The following is an 18,757-nucleotide window of genomic DNA, read 5'->3' on the forward strand; positions in this document are numbered from 1 at the left end:
TCGACCCAGGAAACAACAGAATCCGCTTAGTGGAGCTAAGTGGATACCCCTTAACTTTCCACAGTGTGTGGTCAAAAAAGGACGGCTCAGGCCGTCCTTTTTTATTCGGCCGCAGGGTTATAGCTTGCAGGATTTTGCTTTTTCTTACCCTTTGCAGGATACTGGCAGACCGTCAAAGCCTTAACAGGCACTTGGGGTTACGCATGAAACCTACAGTACTTCTTTCAATCTCCATCGGGCTTCTGGCCGCAGTTGCTGGCTCCGCCGTCGCGCAGGAGCGCATCTACCGCTGTGCCGCAACAGCTGGCGCCGCGCCCGAATACATCAATAACGCCAGAGATGCGCAGGCACGCGGCTGCAAGCAAATCGATGGCGGCAACGTCACGGTGGTGCAAGGCACGCAAGCCAGCCGGCCGGCGCCCGTGCGTGTGGCGGCTGCCGTGCAGGCCGCTCCGGCTTCAGGCAGCGCCGAGCAGCGCGCACGCGACAGCGACACCCGCGCCATTCTGGAGTCAGAACTTCGCAAGGCCGAGGCCAGGCTCGCCGAGCAGCAAAAGGAATTCAAAAACGGCGAGCCTGAAAAGCAGGGCATTGAAGGCCGCAACTACCAGCGCTACCTAGATCGCGTGGCGGAGATGAAGGAAAGCATTGCCCGCAACGAAAGCGACATTGCCGGCCTCAAGCGGGAAATCGGGCGTCTGCCTGGCCCCACCGTGCGCCAGTAAGCCCGCAGCCGGCTCTTCTGGGTCAGAATAGCAGGCTTGAAAAAGCCCAATCCCACACACGCTGCCGCCACTGCGGCGTTCCCCCGCTTCCAGTCCTTTGACCTGCTGGCCACTCTTGTGGCCGTCGTGCGCACCAACGGTGTGGTGGTGTTTGCCAATGCCGCACTCGAAGACGCGCTGGGTATCTCGCGCAGGACCATTGAGGGCTCCCTGCTACCTGACTGTTTCACCGAACCCGTTATTCTGCACAACGCGCTGGAAGGCGCGGGCAGCAACGAGTTTGCGACGTTGCGTTATGACGCCTGGCTCAAGCCCTTGAACCGCGAGCCCATGCCGGTCCATGTGGTGGTGGCCCAGACCGACACCCCGGGTGAAGCGATTGTCGAGTTGTTGCCGCTGGAGCAGCAGGCCAAGCAGGACCGGGAGGAGCGGCTGATTGACCAGGCCCAGGCCAACAAGGAACTGATCCGCAATCTCGCCCATGAAATAAAGAATCCACTGGGCGGCATTCGCGGCGCGGCGCAGCTGCTGCAGATGGAGATTGAATCCAAAGAGCTGACCGAATACACCCAGGTCATCATCCACGAGGCCGACCGCCTGCAAACTCTGGTGGACCGCCTGCTGGCGCCGCACCGCCGGCCGCACTTGGTGGGTGACGTGAATATCCATGAGGTCTGCGAGCGTGTGCGTTCGCTGATCCTGGCCGAGTTTCCCAAGGGCCTGCGCGTGCTGCGCGACTATGACATCTCCATCCCCGACTTTCGCGGGGACCGGGAGCAACTGATCCAGGCGGTTCTGAACATTGCCCACAACGCTGCGCAGGCGCTGGCCGAGCGCATTGCGGCCGGTGATGCGCAGATCAGTTTCAAGAGCCGGATCGCGCGCCAGGTGACTTTTGGCAAGCAGCGTTATCGCTTGGCACTGGAATTGCATGTTATTGACAATGGACCGGGCGTTCCGGACTCCATCAAGGACCGCATCTTCTATCCCCTGATCTCGGGGCGTGAGGGTGGCTCCGGGTTGGGGCTGACGTTGGCGCAAACCTTTGTTCAGCAACACCACGGCTTGATCGAGTGCGACAGCGTCCCCGGCCGCACGGATTTCAAGATGCTGATACCTCTGCCTTGAAACCCTCATGATTGTTGATGGATAACCGGTCGCCGTACCAAGGGATAAAAAAACATGAAACCGATCTGGATTGTTGATGATGACCAGTCCATCCGGTTTGTGCTGGAAAAGGCCTTGTTGCGCGAAGGCCTGCCGACCCGCAGCTTCACCAACCCGCGCGAATTGCTCGCGGCGCTGGACACCGCCACCGACGACGATGGCCCGCAGGTGCTGGTCAGCGACATCCGCATGCCCGGCGGCTCGGGCCTGGACCTGTTGTCCACCGTCAAGGAAAAACACCCCGGCCTGCCGGTCATCATCATGACGGCGTTTTCCGACCTCGACAGCGCGGTGTCGGCGTTTCAGGGCGGCGCTTTTGAATACCTGCCCAAGCCCTTCGACCTGCCCAAGGCGGTCGAACTGATCCGCCGCGCCGTCGAGGAAAGCCAGCGCGAGGAAGTGGCCGAGGAGCGCATGGCCGCCACGCCCGAGATGCTGGGCCAGGCGCCGGCCATGCAGGACGTGTTCCGCGCCATCGGCCGGCTCAGCCAGAGTAATGTCACGGTGATGATTACCGGCGAGTCCGGCTCCGGCAAGGAACTGGTAGCGCGCGCGCTGCACAAACACTCCCCACGCGCCAACGGTCCCTTTGTGGCCATCAACACGGCGGCCATCCCCAAGGACCTGCTCGAGTCCGAGCTGTTCGGTCACGAGCGCGGCGCCTTCACCGGCGCCCAAACCATGCGCCGCGGCCGGTTTGAGCAGGCCGACGGCGGCACACTGTTTCTCGACGAGATCGGCGACATGCCATTTGACTTGCAGACGCGGCTGCTGCGGGTGCTGTCCGACGGCAATTTCTACCGCGTCGGCGGCCACAACGCCGTCAAGACCAATGTGCGCGTGATTGCCGCCACACACCAGGACCTGGAGCAGCGTGTCAAGGAAGGCGGTTTCCGCGAGGATTTGTTCCACCGCCTCAACGTGATCCGCCTGCGCCTGCCGGCGCTGCGCGAGCGCCGCGAAGACGTGTTCATGCTGACGCGCCACTTCCTGCAGCAAAGCGCCAAACAACTCGGTGTGGCCGAGCCCAAGCGCATTTCCGATGCCGCCCTGCAAAAGCTCAGCACTTTTGGCTTCCCCGGCAATGTGCGCCAGCTCGAGAACATTTGCCACTGGCTGACCGTGATGGCGCCGGCGCAGGTGATCGAGGCCAAGGACTTGCCGCCCGAGGTGCTAGATGCCGCGCCCGAGCCGCTGCGTACACCCGCGCCGGTACTGGTTGAAAGCGGTGCGGTGGTGCGCCATGCAGCGTTGCCACCGGAGGGCGGTGTGGCGATGGATTCCGCGCCTGCTGAGAAGGCGACCCTGCCGCCAGCGGACCCGGGCTTGCCTCCGCAGGGCGGCACCTGGGAAAGTGGCCTGGAAGCCGAGGCCATGGCCCTGCTGGCAACCGGCCGCAGCGACGTCTGGGACGTGTTGACACGGCGTTTCGAGTCCAGGCTGATCCAGACGGCGTTGCTCAGCACGCGTGGCCGCCGCATCGAAGCCGCACAAAAACTGGGCATAGGCCGCAACACCATCACACGAAAAATTCAGGAATTGAATCTTGAATAAAGGCCCCCACGCTCCTCACTACGTGTAGTCGCTGCCCCCCAAGGGGGCGCTGCGCCTGCGGACTGGCAAAGCCAGATCCGCGGCCCCTGCTTGAACAGAGCGGGTTTCAGTCGATGCTGGATTTCGGCGGTTAAAGTCCAGCCATGAGCCGCTTATCCCTGACCCGCGACAAGATCTACAAAACCGTGGCGCGCCAGCTGCATGGCAAAGTTCCGTGCTGGGTCTGTGGTGAGCATGTGTTGCCGGCGGCTGCTACGCTGGAGCACATCCGCCCGCTGAGCGAAGGTGGCAACAGCCACGCCGATAACCTGGCGATCAGCCACGAGCTTTGCAACAGCCAGCGCCATGCGAAAGGCGTGGTTCCCGGCTCTGCCGAGTCACCGGGTCGGGTTGCCCGGGGTGTGTGAATGAAATCGGCCATCAGCCCACGTCGGGTGGGCGTGAGCAGCTATGCTATTTATAGCAAATCGAGGTGTACAACAACCGGGACATGGTCGCTGGGGCGCTCGTTTTTGCGCGGCAGCTTGTCGATCGCGCAGCTTTGCACCAGCGGCTTGAGCACGTCGCTGACCAGGATGTAGTCGATACGCAGGCCGCGGTTGCGGCGAAAGGCGAACTCGCGGTAGTCCCACCAGGAATAACTTTTCTCCGGCTGCTCAAACAGGCGGAAGGCGTCGTGCAGGCCCAAGGCCAGCAAGGCCTTTAGATGCTCGCGCTCCTCGGTGGTGTGGTGAATGGTTTCGCGCAGGCCTTCGGCGTCGTAAGTGTCGCGGTCGTCGAAGGTGATGTTGAAGTCACCGACCAGCACCAGTCTGGGCTGCGCCGCCAGCTCCTGGCCGAGCCAGTTGCGCAGACCTGCCAGCCACTTCATCTTGTACTCAAATTTTTCGGTGCCAGGCGCCTGACCGTTGACGAAATAACCGTTGACCAGCCGCAACTCGCCCTGCGGCGTGTCAAGGGTGGCGGCGATCACCCGCGATTGCTCGTCGCTAAAGCCGACGATGTTTTTCACGATATTGCGTGCCGGCGTGCGGCTCAGAATGGCCACGCCGTTGTAGGTTTTCTGCCCGAAAACCGCACTCTGGTAACCGGCGTCGGCCAGCGCCTGCAGCGGAAACTTGTCGTCGCTGAGCTTGAGCTCCTGCAGACACAGCGCATCGACCGGGTTGGCAGCCAGCCAGTCCAGCACCTGCGGCAGGCGGACGGCCAGGGAGTTGACGTTCCAGGTGGCGATTTTCATGGGCGCTCCAGCGTGACAAAAGTGAAGGCTAGCCCCTTGGCGGACACACCTGTGCTGCGCGCGATTTCGCGCCATGCTGGGCCCAGGGTGGGCGCATAAGCGTCACCGTCAAAGTCCTGCGCAATCTCGGTAACTTCGGCACGGCTGGCCAGTGGTTCAGCCTGTGCGTAGATCTGCGCACCGCCAATCACCCAGATTTCCGGCGCGGGGCTGGCCTGTGCCAGAGCCTCCTCAAGACTGCCGGCGCGCGTGGCGCCTTCGGCTTGCCAGTCAGTCTGGCGCGTGATCACGATGTTGGTTCTGCCGGGCAGTGGGCGGAATTTCGGCTGCAGCGAGTCCCAGGTCTTGCGGCCCATGATGACGGGGCAGCCGTGGGTCAGCTGCTTGAAGTGCGCCAGGTCTTCCGGCAAGTGCCAAGGCATGGTGCCGTCTTTGCCGATGACGCCGTTGGCGGCGCGCGCGTAGATGAGGTTGATGCGTGGAGAGGTCATGCCTGGTACTGCCTCAGACGTTCTTCAAGTGTTCCTGTGTGCAGCTCGAACAGATGGTTGTCGAAATCGTAGAAGTAAAGCGACTCGCCTTCGCCGGGTACACGCGGCCTGGCCGGGCGAACTTCCGATCCTATCGCACGCAGCCGGGCTTCAAAACCCGGCAGTTCGCCTACTTCAACTTTCAATGCCAGATGCCGGTAACTGCGTTCGCTTGGTGGCTCGCCTTCCATGGCCGCCAGCCAGGTGTCACCGAGCACAAAGAATTTTTCACGTGCCAGCGAGAAGTTTTTCAACTTGCTGTCATAGACCTCCCGGGCCCCCAGACCTTCACACAAAAAGCTCGCCATGCGACCAAGATCCCGCACGATGAAGGTGATGTGGCTGACACCCTGAACAGGCATGAACGGTCTTAGACGGCTACTGGCGCTTTGATGGCCGCATGGTGCTGGTAATCCACAAACTCGAAGTCCTCGAATTCATAGTCAAAAATCGAGTCGGGCAAGCGCTTGATGTTCAGGGTCGGGTAGGGGAAGGGCTGGCGGCTCAGTTGAAGCGCCACCTGTTCAGCGTGGTTGCTGTAGATGTGGCAGTCGCCACCGGTCCAGATGAAGTCGCCGACGTCCAGGTCGCACTGTTGCGCGACCATGTGGGTGAGCAGCGCATAGCTGGCGATATTGAAGGGCACACCCAGGAAAATATCGGCGCTGCGCTGGTAGAGCTGGCAACTGAGCTTGCCGCGCTGGCCGTTTTCGCCAGGTGCGACGTAGAACTGGAAGAAGGCATGGCAGGGCATCAAAGCCATTTTGGACAGATCAGCCACGTTCCAGGCGCTGACGATGATGCGGCGTGAATCGGGGTTGGTTTTGAGTGTCTTGATGACATCGGCAATCTGGTCGATGTGGCCACCGTCTGGCGTTGGCCAGCTACGCCACTGCACGCCATACACCGGGCCCAAGTCGCCGTCTTCGCGCGCCCATTCGTCCCAGATGGTGACGCCGCGCTCCTTGAGCCAGTTGTTGTCGCTGGAGCCCTGCAGAAACCAGAGCAATTCATGCACGATGGATTTGAGGTGGACCTTTTTGGTGGTGACCAGCGGAAAACCTTCGTTCAGATCAAACCGCATCTGGTAGCCGAACACGCTTTTGGTGCCGGTGCCGGTGCGGTCGGCTTTGAACACGCCGTGCGTGTCCACATGGCGCATGAACTCTTCGTACTGGGAGCGGATGGGGCGGGTCGTCATGTCAGTAGCTTCCAAACAGGCAATCCATTGCGGCCACGATTTCTTCTTGCTGTCTTTCCAGATTAGCTACTGGTTTGACCAACTCACGGGCGGGGAATGCGGCGAGGGCTGCCGTGTCGAGAACTACAGGCTTGTCAGTGATCTCGAATGCAGGATTCAAGTCGCGCAGCCGTATGCGGTACAAGGCGGCGGACCGGAGCGGAATGACGACGCGGGAATCGAGACCGTCGATGAAATCATTCTGCACGTCCAGCAGAAAAGGAGTGAATTTGCGCATGGCAACGACAGGGTGCGCATAAACGTCAAACCTTGCCATGGTCAAAAGCTGCGGTATTTGGCCAGCGGCAGGCCTTCACGGGCAATGCGCGCGTTGTATTCCGCAATCGCTTCCTTGTTATCCTCGTTCCATCGCTCCCAGTAGCGACGTTTGACTTCGGCGGCAAGTAGTGCGTCAACAGTCTGGGAGACATTCATGCCCATCTCGCGCGCCATTTCCAGCACCCTGGCATTGAGCGACAGATTGGTGGCTTTTTTAGGGGCGTTTTCAAATTTCAGCATGGCTTACCTCCATGAATCATGCGCATATTATATGCGCAGAAGCCGCCCTGGATTCATCAGGTTTTCGGGGTCCAGCGCCTGCTTGATGGCGCGCATCATTCCAAGCGCCACCGGCGATTTGTGCTTGGGCAGGGAGTCGACCTTGAGGCTGCCGACGCCGTGTTCGGCTGAGATCGAACCGCGGTAACGGTCCACCACCTCATAGACCAGCGCATTCATGGGTGCTTCCTGCTCGTTCAGGAAACGCGCCTGATCTTCGTTCTCGGGCGCTTGCACGTTGTAGTGCAGGTTGCCATCGCCGAGGTGCCCATACACCACCAGGCGCGCGCCGGGAAAACGCTGCAACAGCAGAGCATTGGTCTCCGCCACGAATTCGGGGATGCGCGAGACATTAATCGAAATATCGTGCTTGATGTTCAGGCCCTCTTCGGCCTGCGCCAGCGGAATGCTCTCGCGGATGTGCCACAGCGCGTGGGCTTGCGCCATGCTTTCGGCAACCACTGCATCGGCCACGCAGCCGGCCTCCATGGCAGCTTCCAACAGGCGCTCGAAACAGGCACGTGCATGTTCCTCGGACTCATTGTCGGAGTTCTCCAGCACCACACACCATTCCGACTCCTGCCAGAAGGGCACCCGTTGCTGCGGGAAATGTTTGGCCACCAGGCTCAGCGGGAACTGGCCCATCACTTCAAAACCGGTCAGGCCAGAACCAAGATGTTCATGCGCCAGCCCGAGCAACTGCACTGCGGCTTCGAGCGAGGGCACAGCCGCAAAGGCGGTGAGCTGGCTCTTGGGCAGGGGATAGAGCTTCATGGTCGCGCCGGTAATCACGCCCAGGGTGCCTTCGCTGCCGATGAACAGGTGGCGCAGGTCGTAGCCGGTGTTGTCCTTGCGCAGGCCGGTCAGGCCGTCCCAGATCTCGCCCTGCGCGTTGACGACTTCCAGGCCCAGGCACAGTTCACGCGTGTTGCCGTAACGCACGACCTGCGTGCCGCCGGCATTGGTGCCGAGGTTGCCGCCTATGGTGCAACTGCCTTCCGAAGCCAGGCTCAGCGGGAATAAAAAGCCGGCTTTCTCGCAGGCTTCCTGCAGGTTTTGCAGCACACAACCGGCGTCCACCGTGATGGTCAGGTTGCCGGCATCGAGACTGCGGACTTTGTTCATGCGGGTCAGGCTCAGCACCACCTGCGTGCCGCTGGCATCGGGCGTTGATCCGACCACCATGCCGGTGTTGCCGCCCTGCGGCACCATGCTCACGCGCGCGGCAGCGCAGGCCTTGACCACAGCGGCGACTTCTGTGGTCGAGCTGGGACGCACCACAGCCAGCGCCTTGCCGGTTTCGCGCCGACGCCAGTCCTGCACCCAGGCGGTCAGATCGCCCTCGGTCAGCACGTTGGACGCGCCGACGATCTGGCGCAGCGACTCAATCAGTTCGTTGTTTGTGCTCACGGTATCTGGGCTTTCGGTTCTGGGAGGGTCGGGTTTTGGGCGTTTTTCAGTCGTATGCGCACATGCAGCGCGCAGGCGATGAAGAGCAGCAGGCACAGCAAGACCTCGATCATCGCCAGGTAGTTGCCGGGGGGCTTGTCGCTCCAGGCGCGCACCGCGCCTTCGGTGAAGTACAGCCAGACCATCAGGCTGAGCCAGCGGTAGGTGTACATCCGGTTCTTCAACAGGCCGGCCAGTGGGATACACAGGGGCAGTACCTTGAGCGCCAGCAATGAGCCACCTGGACGAATCGGCGCCAGCCACAGCTCCCAGGCCAGGCCAAGCACGATCAGGCCGCCGAGGCTGCCCAGGGCCAGCCAGCGGGTGGCGTCGATTTGCAAGGTTTTGTTCATGAGGGAGAGGTCTTCATATGCGCGGGGTCGATGGCATGATACCGGGGATGCCATTTCAGCAGCCTTTGCAGCAGTTATTGACGGACCTCTCGCACTTTCCGTGGCGCGACACGGCCTGGACCCTGCGCCAGCGTTTTCGTGACGACCACATGGGCCTGACGGCCAGCAGCCTGACCTTTACCACCAGCATTGCGTTGGTGCCATTTTTTACGGTGGCGCTGGCGATTTTCACGGCGTTTCCCATGTTCTCCAAGCTGCAGGGCGTGCTGCAGCTCTGGCTAGTCAACAGCCTGATCCCGGACAACATCTCGCGCCAGGTGCTCGGTTACCTGACGCAGTTTTCGTCCCAGGCTAGCAAGCTGGGGGCGGCCGGCCTGGCGGTGCTGCTGGTGACCGCGATTGCGCTGATCCTGACGATAGACCGCACGCTCAACGGCATCTGGCGCGTCAAGAAACCACGCCCGCTGACCCAGCGCGTACTGATTTACTGGGCCGCCATCACCCTGGGCCCGCTGGTGCTGGGCGCCAGCCTGGCCGTCACCTCATCTGTGTTTTCCGGTTCGCGTGGCGTGGTGGGGGCGATGCCAGGTGGGTTGCGTATGTTGCTGGACGTATTGCAGTTCTTCCTGCTGGCCGGAGCCATGGCGGCGCTCTATCGCTACGTGCCCAACACCTATGTGCGCTGGGCCCATGCCTGGGCCGGCGGGCTGTTTGTCGCGGCCGGCATCGAGCTTGCCAAAAAGCTGTTGAGCCTGTATCTGAGCAGCGTGCCGACCTATTCGCTGGTGTACGGCGCTTTCGCCACCTTGCCGATTTTGCTGGTCTGGATTTATGTGGCCTGGGTCATTGTGCTGCTGGGCGCGGTGATTGCCGCCTACCTGCCCAGCCTGCTGGCCGGTGTGGCGCGCCGTGGCAGTGCGCACGGCTGGCAGTTCCAGCTGGCTGTCGAGTTGCTGCAACAATTGCACCAGGCGCGCAGCACCACCCGCATCGGGCTGGAAGGCTCGGAACTCGCGAAGGCGCTGCAGGTGGACGTGCTGCAACTCGAACCCGTGCTGGAGACCCTGATGTCGCTGGACTGGATAGGCCAGCTGACCGACCCCGAGGACGAGAAGGAGTCGCGCTACCTGCTTCTGGCCGACCCGGGGACCACACCGCTGGAGCCGCTGATGGCGAAGTTGCTGCTGAGCCGCGATCCGACCATGGAAAATTTATGGGAAAACGGCCGCTTCCCCTTGCTGCGCCTGCGTGACGTGTTATGAAATTGATAGCATAGGCGTCGCACCGCTTGCGTGCCTGGCTGGGTCGCGCGGGGAGGAAGGCCGCCCTCAGATCTTCACCTTGCCGGTCCAGATGTCCTTGTACATGACCCAGTCGCCCATGAAACTGTAAAGCGGGCGCTTGAAGGAGGCGGGCCTGTTTTGCTCAAAGGCGAAATGGCCGACCCACGCAAAACCGTAGCCGCACAGCAGCCCCGCCAGCAACCACCAGGGGTTGCGCGTGACCACCGCCGTCGCCAGACAGAGTAGCGACAGGCTGGAGCCTGCGAAGTGCAGGCGACGGCAGGTTCGGTCGCTGTGTTCGGTCAGGTAGAAGGGGTAGAACTCTGCGAAGCTTCGGAATGCTTTGGCGTCGACGGGCGTGGCTGGCGCTGCGGGGCTGGCTGCGTTCATGACTTGTCTCCGGATGATTCACCATGATAGCCACAGCGGCTATCAGGCATCAAGTAGCGGAAAACGGAGCCTTCAGAAAGCCGCGAAAGCGAGCCCGGCCGCCGCGCGTCGGCGCCTCGCTCAGCGCGTAACCCGGAAAACGCCGCAAAAAATGCCCGACGGCGATGCGACCTTCAAGCCGTGCCAGGCTCAGGCCCGCGCACTGGTGGATGCCGAAACCGAAGGCCAGGTGGCGGTTGTTCTCACGCGTCAGGTCCAGTTGCTCGGGGTGCGCAAACTGCGCCGGGTCCCGGTTGGCCGCGCCTATGCACAGCGTCAGCAGCGTGCCTTCGGGCAGGTCCACGCCGCCGACCGTGCAGGCCTTGACGGCACGGCGGTTGCTGAGCTGGTTGGAGGACTCAAACCGCAGGAACTCGTCGATTTCAGTAGTCAAATCGGCCTCTGGCCCTTGTCCCGCCTGCGCCGATAGCTGCAATTTTGATAGCAGCTGGACCTTCGCATCCGGCCACTCCTGCAGCGCCACCAGCGCATTCCCGATCAGGTTGGTGGTGGTTTCATGCCCGGCGTTGAGGATGAAGACGCAGTTTTGCAGGAGTTCGGTTTCGCTGAGTTTTTCGCCGGCGACCAGCCCCTCGGGCGACTTGTTGTTTTCGCCCTGAATCAGCCGCGTGAGCACATCATGTTCAGGATCGCCTGGGTGTTTCCGGCGCTCCGCGACGAGCGTCTTCAGATACGCCGTGAATTCGTTGACACTGCGGTTCCCCAGTGCTTCCTGTTCGGGTGTGAGCTTCGGTTCGAGCGCGCCCAGGATGGCCAGCGACCAGTCGCGCAAGGGGCCGCGCTCGGCATGTGGCACGCCCAGCAGGTTGCCGATGATCTCGACCGGGATGGCCGAGGCGAAGTCCTCGATCAGATCGCCGCCGCCTTTGGCATCGATGGCATCCAGCAGCCCGTCCACCAGGGTGACAAGGCCGGGCTCCATATCGGCAATCGCACGGCGCGTCAGCGCGCCCATGATGAGCTTGCGCACGCGCGTGTGCAGTGGCGGGTCGTTGAACACCAAGCTGGTGGTGTGATGCTCCAGCAGCGGCGCGCCCTCGCCGTACTTCGGCGTGAACTCCACCTTTTTGTCCGAGCTGAAGGTCTGCGCGTCGCGGTACACCGCCACGATGTCGGCGTAACGTGTCAGAAAGTACGAGCCATCGGGCATCTGCCGCATCGGTTCATTTTCACGCAGCCAGGCATAGACCGGGTAGGGATTGGCGTAGAAGTCAGCGGGCAGGGCGCGCAGGTCGAGCGTGCCGGCGATGTCGCGTGCGCGCGCAGCGCTCATGGCGGGTGTGATTGAAAAAGGGGAAGGACTTGACGCGGCATAGGGCATCCGTGAATTCTGACGGGGCTGACGGGGCTGACGGGGCTGACGGGGCTGACGGGGCTGACATGGCTGACATGGCTGACATGGCTGACATGGCTGACATGGCTGACATGGCTGACATGGCTGACATGGCTGACGGGGCCGGCGTTGTTGCACTTATAGTCAGCGCGGTGGCGCCAAGCCACGTTCACGAAACAACAACGAGGGAAAGATGAATAGAACATTGAAAATTACAGGCGGCCTGTTTGTTGCGCTTGTTTTGCAGGGTTGCGCGATGTATCAGCCAGTACCTGAAGGGTATACAGGCGCGGTTGCCGAGGTGGCTGACTCCGTGCGTCCCGGCGATGGAATGAAATCCGAAATCTTTGCGATCACGGAGTTGGATGGCCGCGAGATTCACAGCAGTTTTCGCGCGTCGGGCCCCGAAAGGTCCGGATGGAGAACCTCGCTGACCACGCGGGCGGTTTCCCGGCTTGTCCTTGCCGCCCCCCAGAAGGTCAAGCTTGTAGGCTCACACATTCACATCGACAATATGCGGGCCATTGTGGGCGACATTCGGGGCACGTCCTTCTCGGTATCGGGCGTCGTGGATTTCAAGCCCGAACCCGGGGGCAAATATCTTGTGAAGGGCGTCTTGCAGAAGGGCGTGTCTTCTATCTGGATCGAGGACAGGGCTACGGGCCTGCCCGTCACGCAAAAAATCGTCGAGAAATAACAGGCCCGCCGGTCCGAGCCGGCCGCTCACGCCTGCAGGAAGTCGCGCATCGCGAACAGTGTTTCTTCCGGCGACTCGGTCATCTGGTGGTGCCCGACCGGCACCTTGACCAGCTTCACGGTTTTGCCACTGGCTTTGGCCTTGTCAATCAGCAGCTGCGCGGCCCTGGCCTGCGTCATCTGGTCCTGCGCCCCGAGGAGGAAAAGAACCGGGCAGGTGATCTGCGTGATGGCGGTGTCGCCGTTGGCGTAGCTGTCGCAGGCCTTGAAACCGCGGTGGAACACATTGACTTGGGTGTTGCTGGCGATCACGCGCCGGCCCAGCGCCATGCTGGCGCCATGCACCCAGGTGCCCGGGCCGAGAGCCGAGGGCGGCGGCGCCAGCGTGCTGCGCGAGAAGATGTTGACCATCGCCAGCGCCTTCATCGGCTGGTTCAGCGCGGCGTCCAGCAGCGCGGCAGACACCTTCATGGGGAAGGCCGTGCCGACCAGAACCAGGTGGTTGATGCGCTCTTTCAGTTGCGCGGCTGCCTCCAGCGCAATCAGCGAGCCCCAGCTATGGCCGACCAGCGCCGCGCGCTGCACCCCGGCTGCATCGAGCAGGGCGGCGACAAAATCCGCGCCTTCCTCGACGCTGGACGGCGCTTCGCCTTCGCTCCGGCAGTGGCCGGGCAAATCCACAGCCAGCACGTTCCAGCCATGGTGGGCCAAGTAGCGGCTTTGCAATATCCAGACGCTGTGGTCGTTGATCACGCCGTGGATGAAGACCACAGTCGGTTTGGCAGCATCGAATGGCTTGCCGCCGGTGTAGCAGTAGGTAGTGTGGCCGTTGACGGTGAGGATCATGCCATGTCTCCCGACGAGCCGCCTCTAGGGCGACATGCACCCCCTCGAGGGGGCAGTGAATACACGAAGTGATGAACGTGGGGGGTCATAGCTTCTCCGCAGCTTTGAGCGCACGTTTCAAGTCGTCAATCAGGTCGTCCGGGTCTTCGAGCCCGATGCTCAACCGAATCGTGCCCTGACTGATGCCGCCGGCCGCCAGCGCTTCGTCGCTCATGCGGAAGTGGGTGGTGCTGGCAGGGTGAATCACCAGGCTGCGGCAGTCGCCCACATTGGCCAGGTGGCTGAAGACTTTGAGCGCTTCGATAAATGCCTTGCCCTGCTCGCGATTTCCCTTGATGTCGAAGCTGAACACCGAGCCTGCGCCGCGTGGCAGCAGTTTCTTCGCGAGTGCATGGCTGGGGTGCGATTCGAGCATCGGGTGGCCGACGCGCGAGACCAGCGGGTGGCTGGCGAGAAAAGCCACGACTTTCTCGGTATTGGACATGTGCCGTGCCATGCGCAGCGGCAGGGTTTCGATGCCCTGCAGGATCAACCAGGCCGTGTGCGGGCTCATGCAGGCGCCGAAGTCGCGCAGGCCTTCGCGGCGCGCGCGCAACAAAAAGGCCCCGATCGTGCTTTCCTCGGTGAAGACCATGTTGTGAAAGCCATCGTAAGCCTGGTTCAGCTCGGCAAACTTGCCTGCTGACCTGGGGCCGTCCCAGTCGAAGCTGCCGCCGTCAACCACAATGCCGCCTATCACGGTGCCGTGGCCGCTCAGGAACTTGGTCGCAGAGTGATGCACGAGGTCGGCGCCGTGTTCGAAGGGCTTGATCAGCCATGGCGAGGTCAGGGTCGAGTCCACCAGCAGCGGCACCCCGGCCTCATGCGCGATGGCCGAGACAGTCGGCATGTCCAGCACATCCAGCCCCGGGTTGCCGACGGTTTCGCCAAAAAACAGCTTGGTCTCGGGCCGGACCGCCGCCCGCCAGCCGTCGATGTCGCCGGGTTTGACGAAGGTGGTCTCAATCCCGAAGCGCCGCATCGTGTAATGCAGCAGGTTCTGCGAGCCGCCGTAGAGCGCAGTAGAGGCCACGATGTGGGACCCAGCGCCCATCAGCGTGGCAATCGACAAATGCAGCGCCGCCTGGCCGCTGGCGGTGGCGATGGACCCGATGCCGCCTTCGAGTGCAGCCACCCGCTGCTCCAGCACCGCGTTGGTCGGGTTGCTGATGCGCGAGTAAACGTGACCCGCGCGCTCCAGGTTGAACAGGCTGGCCGCATGGTCGCTGGACTCGAAAACAAAAGACGTGGTCAGGTGGATGGGCACGGCGCGTGCACCGGTGGCCGGGTCGGGCGCAGCGCCGGCGTGCAAAGCCAGCGTGTCAAAGCCCGGGTCAGAGTAGCCAGACATGGGGTCTCCAGTAGTCGTGGGTGGGAAGCTGCCCGCTCAAAAAGAGGAAGCGGCAAGCACCCTGAAACAAATCACGATGGCTTGCCCGGGCATTGTGGGCTATATTTGAACTGAATTGTCCCCGGGCGGCACCGGGGGGAAACCTGCAGACTGCAGAGAAAAACACCAGAGGAGCGCCCCATGAAAGTCCTTGATATCCTGCGCGTCAAAGGCAACACCCTGTACACCGTCAAGTCCGACGAACCGCTGGCCAAGGCTGCGGAGATCATGGCCGAGAAAGACATCGGCTCGCTGGTCGTGATGGACCACGGCGATCTGGTCGGCATGCTGACCTTCCGTGAAGTGATTCTGTGCATCGTCAAAAATGGCGGAGAAATCGGCGCCACCCTGGTCCGTACCGCCATGGACGACGCGCCGCTGACCTGTACCCCCGAGACCGAAATCGACGAAGTCCGCCGCATGATGCTGGGCCGCCATGCGCGCTACATGCCGGTGCTCAACAAAAAGGTGCTCGAAGGCGTGATCTCGTTTTACGACGTGGCCAAGGCCGTGGTCGACGGCCAGAACTTCGAGAACCGTATGCTCAAGGCCTATATCCGCGACTGGCCTTCTGAAGAAGACGAGACGCAAGATACCAAGCTCTGAAGCAGATTCGCCGTGCTGAATGCCCTGTTTGCCGGGTGGCGCGGAACCGGGTGATCGCTATCTTGAGTGTCTGTCCGGCTGCACGGCGGGACCCGGCAGACGATCAAAGTCGATGAAGTCGCCGCAAGGTTTTACCCCGCCGACCAGTATGCAACTGGTCTCCGTTTTGCGTGACTTGTTTCGGCGATGACAAGAACCCTGCAGAGAAACACGGCTCCAAAAGCCCTGAATCATTGGCGCTGCGGGGGCTCATATTGACGGGCCATCTCCCTCATGACCTTGGACCCCGTGAATGAATGGCCGATCGAAGGGAAAAACAGGGCCTTGATAGACAAATATCGCAGAGCAAGTAATATTTGGTGCATATATTGCGTGCAGCTCAGAGTTGGTACTACGGGGAGAAAAAATGCCTGCTGATGGATCCGGCAACACCTCGCCAAGACACGTCCTGGTCGTCGAGAACATCCTGGCGCAGGCCCAGATGTTGTGCCACATCCTCGAGGAGGAGGGCTACCGGGTCAGCATCGCCGACAACGGGAGATCCGCACTGGAAATGACCACCAGCCTGCTGCCTGCTCTGGTCGTCAGCGGGGTAAAAATTCCCGAAATGAGCGGCTACGAACTGTGTCGCCAGATCAAGGTCGACCCGGCGCTGCGCCAGATTCCGGTAATCCTCGTGACCAGTCTGGTGGACCCCAATGAGGTGCTGCTGGGTCTGCAGTGTGGGGCCGACAGCTTCGTCATCAAACCCTATGAAAGAAGCCACATGCTGGCGCGGGTGGAGCACGCGCTGAGCACCCGTGACATCGACCAGGCGCCGGAGGCGAGCGCACCGGCGGAAATCTTCTTCCATGGTGAGCGCCACCACATCACCGCCAGCCGCACCCAGATCCTCAATCTGCTGATGTCCACCTACGACGCGGCCATGCAACGCAACGATGAATTGACCGAAAGCCGGGAGCTGCTCAGGGAGCGCACGGCGGAAGTGCTGAAGTCCAACCGCTTCCTGGACTCCATGATCGAGCACATTCCTGCGGCCGTTTACATCAAAGACGCGACCCACTTCAGGTACGTGCGTGTCAATCGCGCCGAAGAAGACATGGTGGGCAGGCCGCGTGAGGAAATAATTGGCAAATGCGTGCACGACATTTTTTCGAAAGAAGAAGCCGACAACTTTGCCGCGCAGGACCGGCGGGTTCTGGCAAGCGGCCTTCTCGAAGACATCCCGGAAGACCGGCTTTTGTCGGGGGCCAATGGTCCGCGCTTGCTGCACACCTGCAAGGTGCCGGTTTTTGGCGACGGCGCAGAGCCCACGCACGTGTTGGGCATCTCAGAAGACATTACCGTCAGGAGAGACCTTGAAAAAATGGTTGCCACGCTGCATGCCGCGCTGAAAATCCGCGTCGATGACCTGGAAACCACCAACAAAAGCCTGGAGAGTTTTACCTCGGCGGCCTCACACGATCTGCGCTCACCGCTCAGCGTTATTGCCGGCTATGCCGGTCTGCTGGAGAAAAATTACGCTGATCGACTGGATGAAAAAGGCTTGCACTACCTGTCTGTCATCCGTGCCCGAGTGACAAGCATGACCGGGCTGATCGAGGACCTGCTGACGTTTTCACGGCTGACCCTGCAGGAGGTCGCCAAAACCCGGGTCGACATGAACGCACTGGTCGCGCAGGTGGCCGCCGAGATGCCCGGCTCAGGCCCGGACACCCCGCAGCCTGCCATCGCGCTCGGCCCCTTGCCGGATGCGCAAGCTGACCCGGCGCTGCTGCGTCAGGTATGGATCAACCTGCTCTCGAACGCGTTCAAGTACAGCAGTCGGGTCGCCAGCCCGCTGATCGAGATCAGCGGCCGCGTGGAAGATGCAGAAGCGATTTATTCGGTCCGCGACAACGGCGCCGGCTTCGACATGGCTTACTACGACAAGCTCTTTGAGGTGTTCGAGCGACTGCACGGCGACGAGGAGTTTGCAGGCACGGGCGTCGGCCTGGCCACGGTGCGCCGCGTGATCATGCGGCATGGCGGGCGTCTCTGGGCGGAGGGCAAGGTGGGTGAGGGCGCGGTGTTTCACTTTGCGTTGCCGCTGCAGGGCGGTTGACTGTGGGAGCCCGATCCTGCGATAGGGGAAGCATCCCGTCCCGGCCCGCGGCCGCGTTTCCACTCTGAAACCATCTGGGATAATCTCCCCCATGAGCGGCAACACCTTCGGCACCTTATTCGCAGTCACTAACTTCGGTGAATCCCACGGCCCGGCCATTGGCTGTGTGATTGACGGCTGCCCGCCGGGCATGGCCCTGAACGAAGCGGACATTCAGGTCGAGCTGGACCGGCGCCGTCCTGGCACCAGCAAGTTCGTCACGCAGCGCAACGAGCCGGATGCGGTGGAGATCCTGTCGGGCGTGTATGAGGGCAAAACCACCGGCACGCCGATCTGCCTGCTGATCAAAAACACCGACCAGCGCAGCAAGGACTATGGTGACATCCTCAACACCTTCCGGCCCGGCCATGCCGACTACAGCTATTTGCAGAAGTACGGCATCCGCGACCCGCGTGGTGGCGGACGTTCTTCGGCGCGGCTGACGGCGCCCACCGTGGCGGCCGGTGCAGTAGCGCGCAAGTGGCTCAAGGAAAAATATGGCACAACGTTTCGCGGCTGCATGACGCAAGTCGGAGACCTGCCGATTGCTTTCGAATCCTGGGAGCATGTTCCGAACAATCCCTTCTTCGCCCCGGTGGCCAATGTCTCAAAGCTCGAAGCCTACATGGATGAGCTGCGCAAGGGCGGCGACTCCTGCGGCGCGCGCATCCGCGTGACGGCGAGTGGCATGCCGGTGGGTTTGGGCGAGCCGCTGTTCGACAAGCTGGACGCCGACATCGCCTTTGTCATGATGGGTCTGAACGCGGTCAAGGGTGTGGAAATCGGCGCCGGGTTTGCGAGTGTCACGCAACGCGGCAGCACGCATGGCGATGCGCTGTCGCCCGAAGGCTTCAAGTCGAACAACGCTGGCGGTGTGCTGGGCGGCATCAGCACCGGGCAGGACCTGGAAGTCTCCATCGCCATCAAGCCGACCAGCTCCATCCTGACGCCGCGCGAATCGATCGACATGGCCGGCCAGCCGACGTCCGTGATCACCAAGGGCCGGCACGACCCCTGCGTCGGCATACGCGCGACGCCGATTGCCGAAGCCCTGTTGGCGCTGGTAGTGATGGACCACGCCCTGCGGCACCGCGCGCAGTGCGGCGATGTGGTGTCACCGATGCGGGCCATCAACGGCGCAGCCTAAGCCGGCGC

General features: G+C 61.9%; 21 protein-coding genes. 9 read left to right on the forward strand and 12 right to left on the reverse strand.

The genetic code is table 11. The features are described from left to right. Window positions 1-203 precede the first annotated feature (203 nt). From H0W47_RS02380 to H0W47_RS02395, 4 genes are all read left to right on the forward strand, one after another. Window positions 204-725 (forward strand): hypothetical protein, encoded by a 522-nt coding sequence (locus tag H0W47_RS02380; protein WP_296920162.1) that lies wholly within the window; start codon window positions 204-206, stop codon window positions 723-725. A gap of 36 nt (window positions 726-761) precedes the next feature. Next, entirely contained in the window at window positions 762-1,853 is a 1,092-nt protein-coding gene (gene glnL / locus H0W47_RS02385) for a nitrogen regulation protein NR(II) (RefSeq protein WP_296920165.1), read from the forward strand. Between the two features lie 54 nt (window positions 1,854-1,907). Continuing rightward, on the forward strand, window positions 1,908-3,446 hold the full coding sequence (gene ntrC, locus H0W47_RS02390) for a nitrogen regulation protein NR(I) (protein ID WP_296920168.1): 1,539 nt from the start codon (window positions 1,908-1,910) through the stop codon (window positions 3,444-3,446). A 143-nt stretch (window positions 3,447-3,589) separates the two neighbouring features. Next, window positions 3,590-3,853, forward strand: coding sequence for an HNH endonuclease signature motif containing protein (locus H0W47_RS02395; RefSeq protein WP_296920171.1), 264 nt, complete (start codon window positions 3,590-3,592; stop codon window positions 3,851-3,853). A gap of 50 nt (window positions 3,854-3,903) precedes the next feature. On the opposite strand, the gene xth is transcribed toward H0W47_RS02395, so the two are convergent. The 8 genes from xth to H0W47_RS02435 are packed head-to-tail and all read right to left on the reverse strand — an operon-like array spanning window position 3,904 to window position 8,816. Beyond that, complete coding sequence (gene xth / locus H0W47_RS02400; RefSeq protein WP_296920174.1) at window positions 3,904-4,686, reverse strand: exodeoxyribonuclease III; 783 nt, start codon at window positions 4,684-4,686, stop codon at window positions 3,904-3,906. Beyond that, entirely contained in the window at window positions 4,683-5,177 is a 495-nt protein-coding gene (locus H0W47_RS02405; RefSeq protein ID WP_296920176.1) for a dihydrofolate reductase, read from the reverse strand. The genes xth and H0W47_RS02405 overlap by 4 nt, the downstream gene beginning before the upstream one ends. Next, on the reverse strand, window positions 5,174-5,578 hold the full coding sequence (fosX, locus tag H0W47_RS02410; protein WP_296920179.1) for a FosX/FosE/FosI family fosfomycin resistance hydrolase: 405 nt from the start codon (window positions 5,576-5,578) through the stop codon (window positions 5,174-5,176). Before fosX ends, H0W47_RS02405 begins: the two co-directional genes overlap by 4 nt. Window positions 5,579-5,586: 8 nt before the next feature. Further along, complete coding sequence (locus H0W47_RS02415) at window positions 5,587-6,417, reverse strand: thymidylate synthase (protein ID WP_296920182.1); 831 nt, start codon at window positions 6,415-6,417, stop codon at window positions 5,587-5,589. 1 nt (window position 6,418) lies between these two features. After that, window positions 6,419-6,733 (reverse strand): CcdB family protein, encoded by a 315-nt coding sequence (locus tag H0W47_RS02420; RefSeq protein ID WP_296920185.1) that lies wholly within the window; start codon window positions 6,731-6,733, stop codon window positions 6,419-6,421. Between the two features lie 2 nt (window positions 6,734-6,735). After that, window positions 6,736-6,975, reverse strand: coding sequence for a type II toxin-antitoxin system CcdA family antitoxin (locus H0W47_RS02425; RefSeq protein ID WP_296920188.1), 240 nt, complete (start codon window positions 6,973-6,975; stop codon window positions 6,736-6,738). A 27-nt stretch (window positions 6,976-7,002) separates the two neighbouring features. Then, window positions 7,003-8,424, reverse strand: coding sequence for an FAD-binding oxidoreductase (locus H0W47_RS02430; RefSeq protein WP_296920191.1), 1,422 nt, complete (start codon window positions 8,422-8,424; stop codon window positions 7,003-7,005). Then, window positions 8,421-8,816 (reverse strand): DUF2069 domain-containing protein, encoded by a 396-nt coding sequence (locus tag H0W47_RS02435; protein WP_296920194.1) that lies wholly within the window; start codon window positions 8,814-8,816, stop codon window positions 8,421-8,423. The genes H0W47_RS02430 and H0W47_RS02435 overlap by 4 nt, the downstream gene beginning before the upstream one ends. A gap of 47 nt (window positions 8,817-8,863) precedes the next feature. Here H0W47_RS02435 and H0W47_RS02440 point away from each other — a divergent pair, with 47 nt between their 5' ends. Then, window positions 8,864-10,078, forward strand: a complete 1,215-nt coding sequence (locus H0W47_RS02440; RefSeq protein ID WP_296920195.1) for a YihY family inner membrane protein — start codon at window positions 8,864-8,866, stop codon at window positions 10,076-10,078. A gap of 66 nt (window positions 10,079-10,144) precedes the next feature. On the opposite strand, the gene H0W47_RS02445 is transcribed toward H0W47_RS02440, so the two are convergent. Both H0W47_RS02445 and H0W47_RS02450 read right to left on the reverse strand, forming a co-directional pair. Then, window positions 10,145-10,489 carry an Mpo1-like protein gene (locus H0W47_RS02445; RefSeq protein WP_296920199.1) on the reverse strand — a complete coding sequence of 115 codons (345 nt, stop codon included), beginning with the start codon at window positions 10,487-10,489 and terminating at the stop codon, window positions 10,145-10,147. 49 nt (window positions 10,490-10,538) lie between these two features. Further along, a complete protein-coding gene (locus tag H0W47_RS02450) occupies window positions 10,539-11,822 on the reverse strand; it encodes a cytochrome P450 (RefSeq protein ID WP_296920202.1) in 1,284 nt (427 codons plus the stop codon). A 253-nt stretch (window positions 11,823-12,075) separates the two neighbouring features. Between H0W47_RS02450 and H0W47_RS02455 the strand changes: the two genes are divergently transcribed. Next, entirely contained in the window at window positions 12,076-12,579 is a 504-nt protein-coding gene (locus tag H0W47_RS02455) for a hypothetical protein (protein ID WP_296920204.1), read from the forward strand. Window positions 12,580-12,605: 26 nt separating this feature from the next. On the opposite strand, the gene H0W47_RS02460 is transcribed toward H0W47_RS02455, so the two are convergent. Next, window positions 12,606-13,424: an alpha/beta hydrolase gene (locus tag H0W47_RS02460; protein ID WP_296920207.1), complete on the reverse strand. Its 819-nt coding sequence runs from the start codon at window positions 13,422-13,424 to the stop codon at window positions 12,606-12,608. A gap of 85 nt (window positions 13,425-13,509) precedes the next feature. Beyond that, window positions 13,510-14,814, reverse strand: a complete 1,305-nt coding sequence (locus H0W47_RS02465; protein ID WP_296920209.1) for an O-acetylhomoserine aminocarboxypropyltransferase — start codon at window positions 14,812-14,814, stop codon at window positions 13,510-13,512. Between the two features lie 180 nt (window positions 14,815-14,994). Between H0W47_RS02465 and H0W47_RS02470 the strand changes: the two genes are divergently transcribed. From H0W47_RS02470 to aroC, 3 genes are all read left to right on the forward strand, one after another. Beyond that, window positions 14,995-15,459 carry a CBS domain-containing protein gene (locus H0W47_RS02470; RefSeq protein WP_296920212.1) on the forward strand — a complete coding sequence of 155 codons (465 nt, stop codon included), beginning with the start codon at window positions 14,995-14,997 and terminating at the stop codon, window positions 15,457-15,459. A gap of 406 nt (window positions 15,460-15,865) precedes the next feature. Further along, window positions 15,866-17,563: an ATP-binding protein gene (locus tag H0W47_RS02475; RefSeq protein WP_296920215.1), complete on the forward strand. Its 1,698-nt coding sequence runs from the start codon at window positions 15,866-15,868 to the stop codon at window positions 17,561-17,563. 91 nt (window positions 17,564-17,654) lie between these two features. Beyond that, complete coding sequence (aroC, locus tag H0W47_RS02480; protein WP_296920218.1) at window positions 17,655-18,749, forward strand: chorismate synthase; 1,095 nt, start codon at window positions 17,655-17,657, stop codon at window positions 18,747-18,749. Window positions 18,750-18,757: the final 8 nt, after the last annotated feature.

Origin of the sequence: Polaromonas sp. (assembly GCF_013817205.1) — a bacterium.
In the GTDB taxonomy this organism is placed as follows: domain Bacteria; phylum Pseudomonadota; class Gammaproteobacteria; order Burkholderiales; family Burkholderiaceae_C; genus Polaromonas.

Bases quoted from the DNA above. Each gene is read 5' to 3' on its own strand.
- H0W47_RS02380 (WP_296920162.1), top strand. From the start codon at position 204: ATGAAACCTACAGTACTTCTTTCAATCTCCATCGGGCTTCTGGCCGCA.
- ntrC (WP_296920168.1), top strand. From the start codon at position 1,908: ATGAAACCGATCTGGATTGTTGATGATGACCAGTCCATCCGGTTTGTG.
- H0W47_RS02395 (WP_296920171.1), top strand. From the start codon at position 3,590: ATGAGCCGCTTATCCCTGACCCGCGACAAGATCTACAAAACCGTGGCG.
- xth (WP_296920174.1), bottom strand. From the start codon at position 4,686: ATGAAAATCGCCACCTGGAACGTCAACTCCCTGGCCGTCCGCCTGCCG.
- H0W47_RS02405 (WP_296920176.1), bottom strand. From the start codon at position 5,177: ATGACCTCTCCACGCATCAACCTCATCTACGCGCGCGCCGCCAACGGC.
- fosX (WP_296920179.1), bottom strand. From the start codon at position 5,578: ATGCCTGTTCAGGGTGTCAGCCACATCACCTTCATCGTGCGGGATCTT.
- H0W47_RS02415 (WP_296920182.1), bottom strand. From the start codon at position 6,417: ATGACGACCCGCCCCATCCGCTCCCAGTACGAAGAGTTCATGCGCCAT.
- H0W47_RS02420 (WP_296920185.1), bottom strand. From the start codon at position 6,733: ATGGCAAGGTTTGACGTTTATGCGCACCCTGTCGTTGCCATGCGCAAA.
- H0W47_RS02425 (WP_296920188.1), bottom strand. From the start codon at position 6,975: ATGCTGAAATTTGAAAACGCCCCTAAAAAAGCCACCAATCTGTCGCTC.
- H0W47_RS02435 (WP_296920194.1), bottom strand. From the start codon at position 8,816: ATGAACAAAACCTTGCAAATCGACGCCACCCGCTGGCTGGCCCTGGGC.
- H0W47_RS02440 (WP_296920195.1), top strand. From the start codon at position 8,864: ATGCCATTTCAGCAGCCTTTGCAGCAGTTATTGACGGACCTCTCGCAC.
- H0W47_RS02445 (WP_296920199.1), bottom strand. From the start codon at position 10,489: ATGAACGCAGCCAGCCCCGCAGCGCCAGCCACGCCCGTCGACGCCAAA.
- H0W47_RS02450 (WP_296920202.1), bottom strand. From the start codon at position 11,822: ATGAGCGCTGCGCGCGCACGCGACATCGCCGGCACGCTCGACCTGCGC.
- H0W47_RS02455 (WP_296920204.1), top strand. From the start codon at position 12,076: ATGAATAGAACATTGAAAATTACAGGCGGCCTGTTTGTTGCGCTTGTT.
- H0W47_RS02460 (WP_296920207.1), bottom strand. From the start codon at position 13,424: ATGATCCTCACCGTCAACGGCCACACTACCTACTGCTACACCGGCGGC.
- H0W47_RS02465 (WP_296920209.1), bottom strand. From the start codon at position 14,814: ATGTCTGGCTACTCTGACCCGGGCTTTGACACGCTGGCTTTGCACGCC.
- H0W47_RS02470 (WP_296920212.1), top strand. From the start codon at position 14,995: ATGAAAGTCCTTGATATCCTGCGCGTCAAAGGCAACACCCTGTACACC.
- H0W47_RS02475 (WP_296920215.1), top strand. From the start codon at position 15,866: ATGCCTGCTGATGGATCCGGCAACACCTCGCCAAGACACGTCCTGGTC.
- aroC (WP_296920218.1), top strand. From the start codon at position 17,655: ATGAGCGGCAACACCTTCGGCACCTTATTCGCAGTCACTAACTTCGGT.